12 protein-coding genes are annotated in these 13,789 nt (G+C 47.1%); 7 read left to right on the top strand and 5 right to left on the bottom strand.

The window, feature by feature from the left end:
* Window positions 1-56 precede the first annotated feature (56 nt).
* From phnX to phnW, 3 genes are all read right to left on the bottom strand, one after another.
* On the bottom strand, window positions 57-872 hold the full coding sequence (gene phnX / locus R7P36_RS16805) for a phosphonoacetaldehyde hydrolase (protein ID WP_213899748.1): 816 nt from the start codon (window positions 870-872) through the stop codon (window positions 57-59).
* Window positions 873-961: 89 nt separating this feature from the next.
* Window positions 962-2,341: an aspartate aminotransferase family protein gene (locus R7P36_RS16800; RefSeq protein WP_213899747.1), complete on the bottom strand. Its 1,380-nt coding sequence runs from the start codon at window positions 2,339-2,341 to the stop codon at window positions 962-964.
* A gap of 26 nt (window positions 2,342-2,367) precedes the next feature.
* Window positions 2,368-3,471: a 2-aminoethylphosphonate--pyruvate transaminase gene (gene phnW, locus R7P36_RS16795; RefSeq protein ID WP_213899746.1), complete on the bottom strand. Its 1,104-nt coding sequence runs from the start codon at window positions 3,469-3,471 to the stop codon at window positions 2,368-2,370.
* A 266-nt stretch (window positions 3,472-3,737) separates the two neighbouring features.
* Between phnW and R7P36_RS16790 the strand changes: the two genes are divergently transcribed.
* From R7P36_RS16790 to R7P36_RS16770, 5 genes are all read left to right on the top strand, one after another.
* On the top strand, window positions 3,738-4,748 hold the full coding sequence (locus R7P36_RS16790) for a putative 2-aminoethylphosphonate ABC transporter substrate-binding protein (RefSeq protein WP_213899745.1): 1,011 nt from the start codon (window positions 3,738-3,740) through the stop codon (window positions 4,746-4,748).
* 506 nt (window positions 4,749-5,254) lie between these two features.
* On the top strand, window positions 5,255-6,361 hold the full coding sequence (locus tag R7P36_RS16785; protein ID WP_005432488.1) for a putative 2-aminoethylphosphonate ABC transporter ATP-binding protein: 1,107 nt from the start codon (window positions 5,255-5,257) through the stop codon (window positions 6,359-6,361).
* A gap of 8 nt (window positions 6,362-6,369) precedes the next feature.
* On the top strand, window positions 6,370-8,094 hold the full coding sequence (locus R7P36_RS16780; protein ID WP_171342662.1) for a putative 2-aminoethylphosphonate ABC transporter permease subunit: 1,725 nt from the start codon (window positions 6,370-6,372) through the stop codon (window positions 8,092-8,094).
* Between the two features lie 9 nt (window positions 8,095-8,103).
* Window positions 8,104-8,808: a phosphonate utilization transcriptional regulator PhnR gene (gene phnR, locus R7P36_RS16775; RefSeq protein ID WP_005442366.1), complete on the top strand. Its 705-nt coding sequence runs from the start codon at window positions 8,104-8,106 to the stop codon at window positions 8,806-8,808.
* Window positions 8,809-8,874: 66 nt separating this feature from the next.
* Window positions 8,875-9,780 (top strand): EamA family transporter, encoded by a 906-nt coding sequence (locus R7P36_RS16770; protein WP_149192178.1) that lies wholly within the window; start codon window positions 8,875-8,877, stop codon window positions 9,778-9,780.
* 68 nt (window positions 9,781-9,848) lie between these two features.
* Here R7P36_RS16770 and R7P36_RS16765 read toward each other — a convergent pair whose 3' ends face one another.
* Both R7P36_RS16765 and R7P36_RS16760 read right to left on the bottom strand, forming a co-directional pair.
* Window positions 9,849-10,400: an outer membrane beta-barrel protein gene (locus R7P36_RS16765; RefSeq protein WP_005374044.1), complete on the bottom strand. Its 552-nt coding sequence runs from the start codon at window positions 10,398-10,400 to the stop codon at window positions 9,849-9,851.
* Between the two features lie 12 nt (window positions 10,401-10,412).
* Window positions 10,413-11,339 (bottom strand): VirK/YbjX family protein, encoded by a 927-nt coding sequence (locus tag R7P36_RS16760; protein WP_005384371.1) that lies wholly within the window; start codon window positions 11,337-11,339, stop codon window positions 10,413-10,415.
* A gap of 412 nt (window positions 11,340-11,751) precedes the next feature.
* On the opposite strand from R7P36_RS16760, the gene R7P36_RS16755 reads away from it, so the two are divergent.
* Window positions 11,752-12,111, top strand: coding sequence for a DUF3316 domain-containing protein (locus tag R7P36_RS16755; protein WP_017819758.1), 360 nt, complete (start codon window positions 11,752-11,754; stop codon window positions 12,109-12,111).
* Window positions 12,112-12,330: 219 nt separating this feature from the next.
* A complete protein-coding gene (locus R7P36_RS16750; protein ID WP_318122232.1) occupies window positions 12,331-13,731 on the top strand; it encodes an FAD-dependent oxidoreductase in 1,401 nt (466 codons plus the stop codon).
* The last annotated feature ends 58 nt before the right edge of the window (window positions 13,732-13,789 follow it).

The following is a 13,789-nucleotide window of genomic DNA, read 5'->3' as shown; positions in this document are numbered from 1 at the left end:
CAAAAAACCTCTCGATGCTGAGAGGTTTTTTTATGCGTGAGAATAGTGATTGTCGACTAAGGACGCTCACCTGCCGCTAGGCGACGTTCGATATCTGCAACCACTTCTGGGAAGTCAGCGATCGTATCGATAAGGTAATGCGGCGAGCTCTTGAGCAGTTTTGCACGCGCTTTTTCACGAGCGGCATCAAGCGTTGCTTCGTCCGCGGCTTGGTATTCTTCAAAAGTTAGACCTGCTTCGTTACCAGAAAGCAGCAAACCAACGGTCCACATACCTGCGTTGTGACCTTCATCGATGCCCGGTGCGGCGTCATCCACTTTGATACACGCATTAACGTCGGTAACATTCAGCTCAATCACGTTTTTCAGTGCCATAAATGGTGCTGGGCGACCACCTTGCGACAGGTCATCCGTTGCTACTACGTAATCCGGTTTGTAGCCGTAATCCGCAGCCACAGGAATCAGCACATCCATCACTTCGCGGGGGTAACCAGAACAAGAACCGATCTTGATGCCTTTGTCTTTCAGACCGTTCACAACTTCAATCGCATTAAGGATTGGGTCTGCATGGTCCGCCACTTTTGCTTTTTGCAGAGGCATAAATGCTGCGTAGATAGCATCGATGTCTTCACTGGTCATTGAGCGACCAAACTTCTCATTCCAACGCTTATCAACCGCAGGGATGCGACCCACTGCTTGGATGTGGTCCCACTTACCAAGTCCCATTGGTTCGCGCGCTTCTTCAAGGTCGATATCGAAATCAAAGCCTTGTTTGAACGCTTCCACAAAGATACTGGTCGGTGCAAAAGAGCCGAAATCGACGATAGTGCCAGCCCAGTCAAAGATCACTGCTTGAATTGGTGAGTTGCTCATGTTCAATCCTTTTTCTTGCTTGCCAGAGCGCTGCCTACACATTGGAACCGCGCTCTGGATAAATTGGTTTTTGTTGAGGTCAGTCGACCCTAAAAGTAGTTAAAGTCTTTGCACACTTTGGCGATGGCTTCTTCGAAAATTGCCAACGCTTCTGTCAGTTGTTCGCGAGTGATGATCAGCGGTGGGCTGAGTTGAATCACGTTACCTTGCGATACCTTGAAGCTCACGCCATTGTTGAGGCATTGGTACAACACAGCTTCCGCTTCGTCATACGCGCGTGCTTTGCTCTCGTGGTCGGTGACCAGTTCAATGCCCCACAACATGCCGATGCCACGAACATCGCCAATCACAGGGTACTTGGCTTTCATCTCTAGCAGCTTTTCACGCATGAACTGGCTGTCGGCTTTGGCTTTATCTAGTAAGCCGTCTTGTTCAATGGCTTCCATGGTTGCTAGTGCTGCAGCACAACCGATAGGGCTTTTCTCATGAGTGTAATGACCCATGGAGATTTGCTCGGCAGTGTTGTATTTGTCTTTGGTTACCATGGCTGCGATAGGCACTAAGCCTCCGCCCAAGCCTTTACCGATACAGAGCATATCTGGCTCGATGTCGTAGGCTTGGTAGGTAAACCATTCACCGCTGCGACCCATGCCGTTAGGGATGTCGTCGATGATCAGCATGACATTGTGTTTGTCACAGATTTCGCGGATGCGTTTCCAGTAGGCTTTACTTGGCACTTGAACATCGGTGTTGCGAACCGCTTCTGCGATAAACGCACCCACGCTGCCTTCTTTCTCAATCACGTATTCAAGGTAGTCGGCGTAATGCACGTCGCTGCCGTCCACGACCGGGAAAGCGCCACGGTAAGACACCGCTGGTGGAATGCGCTCAACGCCTGCCATTAATGGTCCCATGCCTTGGCTGAAACACGCTTCGCCACCTACTGAGATGGCATCCAATGATGCGCCGTGGAAGGAGTCCCACAACGACACCACCTTGTAGTTACCCGTGATGTGGCGCGCTAGTTTAAGTGCCATGCCAACCGCAGATGTGCCTCCCGGCGCAAACAGCACGCGGTTCAATTCACCGCCACAGATTTGGGTGAGTTTTTCAGCACATTCAATCGCGGTCTCGTTGGTAAAACGACGTGGTGAAAACGGCAGTTTGGCAATTTGTTCTTGCACGCGTTTAATCACATGCGGATGACCATAGCCCAGCTGATGGACGTTATTGCCATGGAAGTCCATGTACTTTTTGCCGGTAGCATCTTGGATGTAGATGCCTTCTGCCGCTTCCAAGGTATCTAAGCAAGGCGTTGACATGGCTTGATGAAGAAAGACCTCCGAATCACGCTTCAGTAATGCTTGCGTGCGCTCGTCGTCCATCGATGCGTTCCAAGCTTGGCGCGCTGGTGTCGTGTTGACATCGCCTTCGCTACGGAAATGGGTCGGTTTGATATTCTGAGTCATAACGCTCTCTCAATCAGAAGGCTGCTTTACGCAACTTGCCAGTACATTGCTTTTTCAATTGCACCGATTAAGCGCTCGATATCAGCTGGGTAAACTTCGCCAATGTTGCCGATACGGAAGCAATCTGCGTTCGATACCTTACCCGGATAGATCACGAAGCCCTGTTCTTTCAAACGTATGTAGAACGCTTTGAACTGGTAATCACTGTGCGTCGGAGAGTAGAAAGAAGTGATGATTGGCGAGTGAAGGTCATCACTCAGTAGTGGTTCGAAACCCAGAGAACGCATACCTGCAACCAGCGTTTTCTGGTTAGTTTGGTAACGGTTATGACGCGCTTCAATGCCGCCCTCTTGTTCCAGCTCTAACAAGGCTTGATAGAAAGCGCGAACCGTGTGCGTTGGAGACGTGAAACGCCATTTGCCGTGGTTCACTTCCATGCAGTGCCACTGGTCGTAAAGATCAAGGCTCAAAGAACGTGCCTGACCTTGGCACTTTTCGAGCTCTGTTTGTTTTGCAATCACAAAGCCAAAACCCGGTACACCTTGGATACATTTGTTCGCTGAGCTGATCATAAAATCGATGCCTAGCTCTGCGATATCGATAGGAATGCCACCAAAGCTCGACATGGCATCGAGAATCACGACTTTACCGTGTGCTTTTGCCGCAGAAGCAAATGCCTCAATTGGGTTGAGCATGCCAGTGGTTGTCTCGCAATGAACAATCGCCACGTGTGTGATTGTAGGATCCGATGCCAATGCAGTTTCCACCTCGTTCAAGTGTGGCTGTGATGTTTCGCCTGGGGAAACTACATGGCATGGAATATTTAGGTAATCAGCGATCTGAGCGATACGTGCACCGTAAGCACCGTTGTCGACAACTAGCAGCTTTCCATCTTTGCCAATGGCGCTGCCAATCGTCGCTTCTACTGATGCGGTGCCACTACCTTGCATTAGTACGCTGGTGTAGCCGTCTTGCTCCGTCGCCAGTTTTACAAGCTTAGTGCGGATCACTTCTACAATGTCTTTGTTGTATTCATCATCCCAAGTACACCAGTCTTTCAGCATGGCTTCGCGTACTGTTTCAGAAGTAGATAGAGGACCTGGAGTCAGTAGTAGGTATTCGTTTTTCATCTCGATTTCCATCAGAATAAGCCAGTTGGTCTACACCAAATTTCGAGTTCACTCTAGCGAGGAAGAAAAGGGCAGTAAATAGGCGAATCTCCAATTTCATAAAACTTTAATATCCAGAAAATGGCGGATCAATTGAACGATTATTCATCGCAAATTTTCGTAAAACTGCCATTTAATGGTCATGAATTCGTCACAAAGGCTCAGTAGGGTGTATATCGTCAACTGGTACAGACCAAATGAAAACTTAGCTAAATTAACTGGAGAAAATGATGAAAAACCGTTTGATGAAAGGATCGCTGGCTGCACTTGTCTCTCTGCTAGCTACGAATGCAATGGCAGCACAGGAAGTCACGGTTTACACCGCTTTCGAAACTGACATTCTTGCGAAATACAAGTCTGCGTTTGAGAAAGATAACCCAGATATAAAGATTAAGTGGGTTCGCGATTCGACCGGTATCATGACGGCGAAATTGCTGGCAGAAAAGAACAACCCTCAAGCGGAAGTGGTTTGGGGTCTTGCTGGCTCGTCAATGGCACTGCTTAAAGATGAAGGTCTTATTAAGCCTTACACACCAAAAGGTTTGGAAGAGCTGCACGCGAACCTAAACGACCCTCAATCAAACCAAGCTTGGTTCGGTAACGATGCATTCTTTAACGCAGTTTGTTTCAACGAAGCGGTAGCGAAACAACTTAACCTACCGAAACCAACGTCTTGGGAAGACCTAACGAAACCGGTTTACAAAGGTCACATTGCAATGCCGAACCCAGCTTCTTCAGGCACTGGCTACATGCAGGTTTCTGCTTGGCTACAAAACATGGGTGAAGATCAAGCATGGAACTACATGCGTGACCTAGATAAGAACATTGCACACTACACGCACTCGGGTTCTAAGCCATGTGTTCAAGCGGGCATGGGTGAAGTGGCTATCGGTATCTCGATGGCTAGCCGCGGTGCGAAGCTGAAAACACAAGGTGCACCACTAGCGGTGATCACACCAAAAGGCATCGGCTGGGAATCAGAAGCCGTTGGTCTAGTAAAAGAGTCTGATGCAGCGAAACGTGTTGTCGACTGGTCAATCTCTAAAGCGGCAAACGAGCTTTACGTAGAAATGTACCCAGTGGTTGCACATAAAGAAGTGAAAGCGACAGTATCTAACTTCCCGAATGTTCAAGAGAACATGGCGAAGATGGACTTCGCGCAAATGGGCAGTAAGCGTGCAGAGATCCTAGCGGCATGGTCTGAGAAGTTTGACGCGAAATCAGAGCCAAAGTCTTAATTGAATTTGCTTTGAGTTGAATGCTGAAATCCACCTCGGTTGAGGTGGATTTTTTGTTTTCTCTGTTATTTCAAAGTTTGCTGAAAGTAGATTCCTAGTCTCACCTAGGTTCGCTGGAATGACGGACTTAAGAAAGTTGGGATTTTCTATCCGCACTCACCACGTCATTCTCGAGAACGACGAAGGAGCGAGTCGGAAATCTCAGAATATAGTGCTTGTAAGAGATTCCGGATGGCTCGCTTAAGCTCGTCCGGAATGACGATCTTAAGCTTATGGCGCGAAAGTCAAAGTTCGTAATTCTAGGCAATGAGTGTGATTCAGAATTTTTGATCCACACTTACCACGTCATTCTCGAGAGTGACGAAGGAGCGAGTCGGGAATCTCTAATTACCACTTGAACAAACCTCATCGCCCTTCATCTATTTGTCATCTTCTGGCTATAAATTTGTCATTGGAACGTAACACTCCAAAACTAAAGTTGGTATATACCATTTGGAGCGTGTGTTATGTCAACTAACCAACATTACCTAAATATCGAAAATGTAGTGAAGCAATTCGGACAGTTCACTGCATTAAAGAAAATCTCGCTAGCGATTGAAAAGGGCGAGTTCGTTTGTTTTCTTGGTCCTTCTGGCTGCGGTAAAACCACTCTGCTACGTGCCATTGCAGGTTTAGACTTGCCAACGTCTGGTGCGATTTTTCAAAACGGTCAAGAGACCACATTCCTACCACCAGAGAAGCGCGATTTCGGCATCGTATTCCAATCTTATGCTTTGTTTCCGAACCTAACTGTGCAAGAGAATATTGCAGTGGGTTTGAAGAACCAAGGTATGTCGACCAAAGAAGCGCTAGAGAAAGTAGATTACTGGTTAGAAACCATTGGTCTTCCAACCTCTGGCGAGAAATTCCCTAACCAACTTTCTGGTGGTCAACAGCAGCGTGTAGCACTCGCTCGCGCATTAGCGTTGTCTCCGGGTCTACTGCTACTTGATGAGCCGCTGTCAGCGCTGGATGCAAAAGTACGTGTTCACTTACGTGACGAGATTTGTAAGCTGCAACGCAAGCTGGGCATCACCACCATCATGGTTACGCACGATCAGGACGAAGCGCTGTCGATGGCGGATCGCATCGTGGTAATGAACCATGGCGTGATTGAGCAAGTCGGCACACCTCAAGAGATCTACCAACAACCAGCAACGCGCTTTGTCGCTGAGTTTGTCGGCAGCATGAACTTTATTGAAACCTCAGTAGCTACGGACTCCCAAGTGCGCATTGCGGAAACCCTAATGCCAGCGCCAAGCTTGACCAATCGTAAGATCCAACGTGGTGACCGCTTCGACCTTGCGGTGCGTCCTGAAAGCATCAAGTTCGTTGAAAACTACACCAACTCTTTACCAGTGCGAGTTACGGCAACTGAGTTTTTGGGGGCGTTTTTCCGCATTGATTGCGTATTGCAAAACGACAGCTCAACGAAAACCATCGTCGTGGATGTGCCTGTGGAAACGGTTCAAAAACTCAATATCAAGGCGGGCGATGTACGTTACATCCAGTTTGCTGAAGAAGGGCTGCATGGTTACGCCGTGCCCTCGGTTGATAAAGCGCTAGCGGCGTAGGTGTAAACATGAATGCGAAGACAATGACGATGAATAGCCTGACCACACAAGACAAAGCAAAATCCTTACTCGGACGTGTTAGCCGCGACAACCTTGTGTTGTTCGGTTTGCTCGCTGGTTTGTCGACCATGATGGTGCTGTTCATCTTAATGCCGCTTTGGGCAATGTTGACCAAGAGTGTGCAAAATGCCAATGGCGAATTTGTCGGTCTGGCAAACTTTGCGACGTACTTTTCTTCTTCAAGCTTGTGGGTGTCGGTGGGTAATACCTTCACTTTGGGCGTGATTGTGACCTCGGTAGTCGGTGTGCTTGCGTTTGGTTATGCCTACGCGCTGACTCGTTCATGCATGCCGTTTAAAGGTTTGTTTCAAATTCTAGGTACTGCGCCGATCCTTGCGCCTTCGTTGTTGCCGGCGATCAGTTTGATCTTCCTTTTCGGCAATCAAGGCATTGCTAAAGAGATGCTGTTAGGAAACTCGATTTATGGCGTGATTGGTATCTCGATGGGTTTGATCTTCTGGACCTTTCCTCATGCATTGATGATTTTGACCACTTCGCTGCGTACTTCAGATGCCCGTTTGTATGAAGCAGCTCGTGCACTTAAAACCTCTCCCATCAAAACTTTCTTTATGGTGACGTTACCTGCGGCGAAATACGGTTTGATCAGCACGCTCATTGTCGTCTTTACGCTAGTTATCACGGACTTTGGTGTGCCGAAAGTGATTGGTGGTAGCTACAACGTTCTGGCGACTGATATCTTCAAGCAAGTCGTGGGACAGCAAAACTTTGCCATGGGTGCGGTGACTAGCATTATGTTGTTATTCCCTGCGGTAATGGCGTTTGGCGCAGACCGCTGGGTACAGAAAAAACAAAAGAGCTTATTCGACACTCGCTCGGTGCCTTATCAGCCAGAACCTAATAAAGCGCGCGACAGCATCTGTTTGGTTTACTGCAGCATCATTTCTATCGCAGTGCTGGCTGTGCTTGGCATGGCGGTGTATGGCTCGTTAGTTACGTTCTGGCCTTGGAACAAAGCGCTGACGCTAAACAACTACAATTTTGCTGAAATGAGCACCTACGGTTGGAGCCCATTCTTCAACTCGCTAACACTTGCAGGTTGGACGGCGGTTATTGGTACAGCCATTATCTTTGTCGGTGCTTACTGCATTGAGAAAGGGCGTGCGTTTGGTCCAATTCGTCAGGTGATGCAAATGCTTAGCGTGGTGCCAATGGCGGTTCCGGGTATGGTGCTTGGCTTGGGTTACATCTTTTACTTCAATGATGCGAATAATCCTCTGAATGTGCTTTATGGCACCATGGCGTTCTTGGTGATTAACACGGTAGTGCATTACTACACAGTGGGTCACATGACCGCCCTGACAGCGCTAAAGCAGTTGCCATCGGAGATTGAAGCCACAGCAGCATCGGTGAAGCTTCCTCAATACAAGTTGTTCTTTAAAGTGACATTACCTGTATGTTTACCTGCGATTTTGGACATTGCGACTTACTTGTTTGTTAATGCATTGACCACCACTTCTGCGGTAGTATTCCTTTACTCAACTGATACGATTCCGGCTTCGGTCTCGATTCTGAATATGGACGATGCAGGTCAAACTGGCGCTGCAGCAGCGATGGCTGTGATGATCATGATGGCTGCCGCGATTGCGAAGATTGTTCAGATGACTTTGGGTAAATTGTTAGAAAATCGCACACAAGCTTGGCGCAAAAGATAAGGACACTTCGTGCAATACGTAAAAATTAAAGATTCGATTGTTGAACAGATTGAAGCGGGCATGCTATCGCCGCGTCAAAAACTGCCAGCAGAGCGTAAGTTGGCGGAGTCGTTCGATACTACACGCGTCACTCTGCGTGAAGCTTTATCACTGCTAGAAGCGGAAGGTCGAATCTATCGCGAAGATCGTCGAGGCTGGTTTATCTCACCTGAGCCATTGCGTTACGACCCAACCCAAACGCTAAACTTCCCGAACATGGCGAAAGCGCAAAATCGTGTGCCCAAAACGGAGTTGGTTGCAGCAAAAGGAACGTTGGCAAACAAACAAGCCGCGCGCTTGCTGGACTTGCAGCCTTTCTCGGATGTGTATCGAGTCGACCGTGTGCGATACCTTGAAGACAGACCTGTGGTATTCGTAACAAACTACATTCGTCCAGAGCTGTTTCCGAACCTGCTGGATTACGATTTATCAAATTCACTGACGGACATTTACCGCGATCATTATGGCGTGACGTATCAAAAGATTCGCTACCGCATTTCAACCAGCACTTTGTTGGGTGAAATGGCTCAGGCACTGCGCGCGACAGCTGGCACTCCCGCGATGGTGGTGGAGCGCATCAACTATAACCAGCACGGTGAGTTGATTGATTGCGATATCGAGTATTGGCGACACGATGCCATCAGCATTGAATCTCTGGCGGAACTCAATCGTTAAGTGGATTTTCTCATCATCTAAGGCTCCATCTCGGGGCCTTTATTTTATTCAGACAGGAACATTGAAATGGATTTGTTGGCGATTGGTCTCGTCGTTTTTTCTGCTGTTCTCCATGCGGGCTGGAATATCCTTGGTAAAAGCAATTCAGGCTCTGGACTCGCGTTTACTATAGCAGCCAGCTTCTCTGCATGTTTCATTCTTACCCCTTATTTGATTTGGTATGTGGCGACCATTGGCTGGACATCATTACCGAGCGAGTTTTGGGGATTGCTGTTCATTAGCGGCATTTCACAAATGGTCTATCTAGTCGGTTTGATTGTCGCTTATAAGCACGCAGACGTGGGGGTGGTTTATCCAATTGCTCGGGCGTTGCCTGTGATGATGGTCGGCGCAATCAGTGTGGCATTAGGGCATGAATTATCCAGTCAGCAGTGGCTTGGATTCTTGCTGATAACCCTTGGTTGTATGCTGGTACCACTGACGAACTTTCGTCAGATGACGCTGAGCTCTTATTTGAATGTCGGTGTGTTCTGGGCATTAATTGCCGCAATAGGCACAACGGGTTACTCCGTGGTTGATAAAGAAGCGCTGAGTTTACTCACAGGACAAGCATCAGAGATCTTGAATGATCAGTACAGTGCAATCTTCTATTTGGGCGTGCAGTTTTGGGCAATTGGTATTCCTGCCCTTGTGTGGTGCTTAGTTACGGACAAGCCAGATGAGATTAAGACAGCGTGGCAGATCCGCAAAACAGCCAGCATGGCAGGGGTAATGATGGCATCCACCTACGGCTTGGTGCTGTTTGCGATGACCATGACCGACAACGTGAGTTTGGTCGTAGCACTAAGGCAAATCAGCATTGTGTTTGGATTGTTTATGGGGATTTGGTTTCTGTCTGAGAAATGGTATCTCACCCGAGGGCTTGGCGTTACTTCTATCGTGGCGGGGATCATTCTCGCGCTTGCGTATTGACCTATATTCACGAAAAAAGGCAGCGAATGAGCCTCTCGCTGCCTTTTGTATTAACTTGTAAGCCTTGTTTAAAAACGCAGTTGCGCACCAAACATCACGCCGCTAGAGTCAAAATCGCTGTTTTTTGAGTACACATATTCTGCATTCAAACCAAAGTGTTTATAGCTCCAGCCGATACCGCCAGCCGCTTCACCTCCGACACTTGAGTGTTCGATGTTCTTGCTCTGACCGTTCACTTTATAAGTGTATTCGAGAGTGTAGAGAGTGACACCTGCCTTGCCGTACAGTTCGAAACCTGAACCCAGAGGATAGCTAGCATAGCCACTCAAGCGAGGTCCGGAGAAGCTCGTATCGGTGACTTCTGAAATCGGACTCACGAGTATCGAGCCGATACCGTCAAACGCGCCTTTATAACCTGCTTCGATACCAAAGTTATGTGTTGGCATGTAGCGGTAATATATTTCACCTAAGAACATGTCGCCTGATTCTTTGCTTGTCGGAGCATCGTAGTTCACATCGCCATAGCCAATGTTTGTACCTATGATGTGCTCACTGGTTTCTGCATTGGCTGACAAAGAAAAAGCCGACAACACTAAAGCAGTAATGAATGAATAACGCATGAACGCTTCTCCTTAGCTTTTAGCTTGCTCGCCTTTTAATATTTGTTCGAAAGTGATCTTGGTGTTGTCTAGCCATTCATAACGGCGACGATACATCGAACGCTTAGAGCGCGACATGCCTTCGATATCTCGACGGGGTGCATTTACATCAATTGAGTAAAAATGACGATTGTATTCGGTGCCGCCTAATTCTTGCCAGAGTGCATCGTAATCTGTTTTGATTCGCCCTTTGCTGTAGCGCTTAGCTGCGTAAGTATGGGACTGCGTTTTCACTGCTAGAATCGTGTTCACTTCCCAAATTTGTGCGAGCAAAGTGAGCAAGCTCACCATCAAGCTTTTTGGTCTCTGTCCGTAAAGCTTACGAGTTAGCTTTTTAATTTTCGCGTTGTTTTCTTCACTGCTTCGCGGTCCTTGTAAGCCGCCAATCATAATGCTGCGTCCAGATTCGATGTGACCGAGCGTAAAAGAGAGCGTGTAGAAGTTGCCATCTTCAGCGCTGTGCAGCACTAGGCTCATATCGCCTTCTTTTTGATAACGTGCTTCGTATACTAATCTCACCGAGTACAGGATTTCGTCAATTTCAAAAGAGGCTAATGTTAGGCCTTTCGAGTCTGTGTAGATTTCTTCGATTGTTTGTTTAGAAAACAGTTCTGAAATCGTTTTATAGTGATCAACCACCAAGTTAGAACGATCGAACGCTGAGTTGTTTTTGATGATATACGGACGAAACGGCTTCTCTAAAAATCGATGCGTACGTGTACAAAGCAACTCTAACAATGACGATTCAATATTGTCTGAAAGGTGCTTAAACGCACGTTTGTAATAAAGCGCACGTAAGATGAACTTAGCTCTGTAGGTCCAAATTGGCTTGTAGACATCAGCATAATCATCTGAGTAAATCGATTTGCTATGGTAAAAAATGGATTTGTTCGCGGTCATTTTCACTCCAGATTAACTTGTGCTCAATAGCGACAATTAAGAACCGACGGACGAGCAGCGAAGAACCCGAAAAGGAGGGATGCAAAGCACGACTGAAAAGAGGTGGTTTTTGCTGTGTCCGACGTTTGTGTAAGGTTTTGAACACTGTTCTTTTGCTGGAATTCTAAGAGAAAATTGACCTTAGGTATTGTATGGTTTGGTAAGGAAGTGTCAGGTTGAAACCCATTGTTCAAAAGAAAGAAAATGCGAATGTCGGCTGAATATGACGTTGAGTTGCTAAGTTAATGTGAAATAAGTTGAACGAAAATTGAACATTATTTGAAATTGTTTTGACGTGTTTTAGGTCTTTATACGTACCTTATAAGTATCGAGCCAATTTTGGCCCGATGTAAAGGTAAGTAAGGAGAGGTTTATGAAACGCTTAACAACTTTAGCAAGTACGATTGCTCTGATTGCTGCACCTTCTATGGCTCTTGCTGGTGGTTATCAGTGGACAAACGATACCGAAACTATCCATGGCGACGTAATGGATAGCAAACAAGCGGCTTATGAAATGGGCCGAGACATGATCCAAAGCTACCAAAATAAATCATCTGGACAACTCCGTGATGAGTTTACGAGCCTTACAACGTATGTTGATCGCCAATCGTTTTCTATCACTGACTCAAAAGTCATGGTAAATGAGTTCTTGCAAAGTGACGGGCAAGTTGTTTACCAGCCTATTCTCAATGTTCAATACGAGTACCGCATGCGTGATACCGGTAAATACTAACCAGTAAGACGGACTTGAATTGTTTACCACTAATATTTTTTGCTGTTTGTTTTGGGGAGCCACGAGCTCCCCATTTTGTTTTTGTCGAAAGCGAAAATTTTCACACTCTCAGTGCAACATTTTCTATCGCTCAGCGTTAGATTTTCTTGCTCGTTGATTGTCATCATCGTTTGTAAAGTGTTTGCGGAAATGGATGTAACGCACTAACGAGGATACCCGATGACACATCATTCATATTGGTTCAAGCAGGCAATTGAAGCTGAGCAACCAGAAACGCCACAACCGTTACAGCAGAACATTAATAGTGACGTTGCGATTGTTGGTGGCGGATACACCGGACTTTGGACCGCGATTATGATTAAGCAGCAATCTCCGGAAAAAAAGGTAGTCGTGATTGAAAAAGGCCTTTGTGGCAGTGGTGCATCGGGCGCAAACGGCGGTTGTATGTTGACTTGGTCTACCAAGTTCCCGACATTGAAACGGTTATTCGGTGAAGAACATGCTGCTTGGTTAGTAAAAGAGTCGGAACAAGCAGTGCTCGAGATTGACGACTTTTGTCAGCAGCACAACATCGATGCGCAATTATCGTTAAAAGGGGTTTATTACACTGCAACCAATCAGGCTCAAACTGGGGGAATGCAGCCAGTTGTGGACGAGTTAAAGCGATTAGAAGTGAACAGTTGGCGTCGTTGCTCGGTGGAGGAACTGCGTGCCAATGCGGGTTCACCTCGACATATAGAAGGCTTTCACTCTCCAGTTGCAGCCAGCGTTCAACCTGCATTATTAGTGAGGGGGTTACGCCGTGTTGCTATTGATCTGGGTGTAGAAGTTTATGAGAAAACGCCGATGACGCGTCTAGATTATGGAAAACCTGCCATTGTCTGTACACCTAAAGGAAACATTCAAGCGCAGCAGGTGGTATTGGCATTAAATGCATGGATGGTGGAGCAGTTTAAACAGTTCAAAAACAGTATCGTGGTGGTATCTTCCGACATGGTGATCACCAAGCCGCTTGGTGACGCACTACCTCTATCTGGTTGGCAGGCAGGTTCTAGCGTGTTGGATTCACGTATCTTCGTCCACTATTACCGAGATACGCCAGATGGCCGTTTGATGTTGGGGAAAGGCGGCAATCAGTTTTCTTTCAATAACCAAGTCGACGCAATGTTTAACAAGCCAACACGCTACCAAGGTCTACTGCGCAAGTCGTTCGATAAGTTGTTTCCTCATTTGAGAGGAGAGGAGTTTGCTTATTCATGGACGGGGGGCTCTGATCGTTCTGCTACTGGTTTCCCTTTTTTCGGCGAGCTAGATAAACAGAGCAATATCTTTTACGGATTTGGTTATTCAGGCAATGGTGTAGCGCAGACTCGAATGGGCGGAAAGATCTTATCTTCATTGATATTGGGAATCGATAACGAGTGGACGAACAGTGGTTTAGCCAAAGGACCGTTGGGGCATTTCCCGCCAGAGCCATTCCGTTGGACGGGAGCAATGATGGTACGCAACGCGGTACGTCGAAAAGAGGAAGCAGAAGATAACGAGAAAACGCCGTTTATCTGGGATAAGTGGCTAGCAAAACTCGCGGGACCAGCAGGCAAAGCGGATAAGCTTGACTAAACTGAAGACTTTAGCCACAAACGAGACAGTTTGCAGTGAAAGTCATTGGGGCGCGATG

Origin of the sequence: Vibrio sp. 397 (genome assembly GCF_033339395.1) — a bacterium.
GTDB lineage: Bacteria > Pseudomonadota > Gammaproteobacteria > Enterobacterales > Vibrionaceae > Vibrio > Vibrio alginolyticus.
The sequence above is the reverse complement of the archived record's forward strand: the minus strand, read 5'-3'. Positions and strand labels throughout refer to the sequence as shown.

What these genes read in the sequence shown, in the direction of transcription:
- R7P36_RS16765 (WP_005374044.1), bottom strand. Translation starts at nt 10,400, where the DNA reads ATGCGTTATTCATTCATTACTGCTTTAGTGTTGTCGGCTTTTTCTTTG.
- R7P36_RS16755 (WP_017819758.1), top strand. Translation starts at nt 11,752, where the DNA reads ATGAAACGCTTAACAACTTTAGCAAGTACGATTGCTCTGATTGCTGCA.
- R7P36_RS16770 (WP_149192178.1), top strand. Translation starts at nt 8,875, where the DNA reads ATGGATTTGTTGGCGATTGGTCTCGTCGTTTTTTCTGCTGTTCTCCAT.
- phnX (WP_213899748.1), bottom strand. Translation starts at nt 872, where the DNA reads ATGAGCAACTCACCAATTCAAGCAGTGATCTTTGACTGGGCTGGCACT.
- phnW (WP_213899746.1), bottom strand. Translation starts at nt 3,471, where the DNA reads ATGAAAAACGAATACCTACTACTGACTCCAGGTCCTCTATCTACTTCT.
- R7P36_RS16780 (WP_171342662.1), top strand. Translation starts at nt 6,370, where the DNA reads ATGAATGCGAAGACAATGACGATGAATAGCCTGACCACACAAGACAAA.
- R7P36_RS16800 (WP_213899747.1), bottom strand. Translation starts at nt 2,341, where the DNA reads ATGACTCAGAATATCAAACCGACCCATTTCCGTAGCGAAGGCGATGTC.
- R7P36_RS16750 (WP_318122232.1), top strand. Translation starts at nt 12,331, where the DNA reads ATGACACATCATTCATATTGGTTCAAGCAGGCAATTGAAGCTGAGCAA.
- R7P36_RS16790 (WP_213899745.1), top strand. Translation starts at nt 3,738, where the DNA reads ATGATGAAAAACCGTTTGATGAAAGGATCGCTGGCTGCACTTGTCTCT.
- R7P36_RS16760 (WP_005384371.1), bottom strand. Translation starts at nt 11,339, where the DNA reads ATGACCGCGAACAAATCCATTTTTTACCATAGCAAATCGATTTACTCA.
- R7P36_RS16785 (WP_005432488.1), top strand. Translation starts at nt 5,255, where the DNA reads ATGTCAACTAACCAACATTACCTAAATATCGAAAATGTAGTGAAGCAA.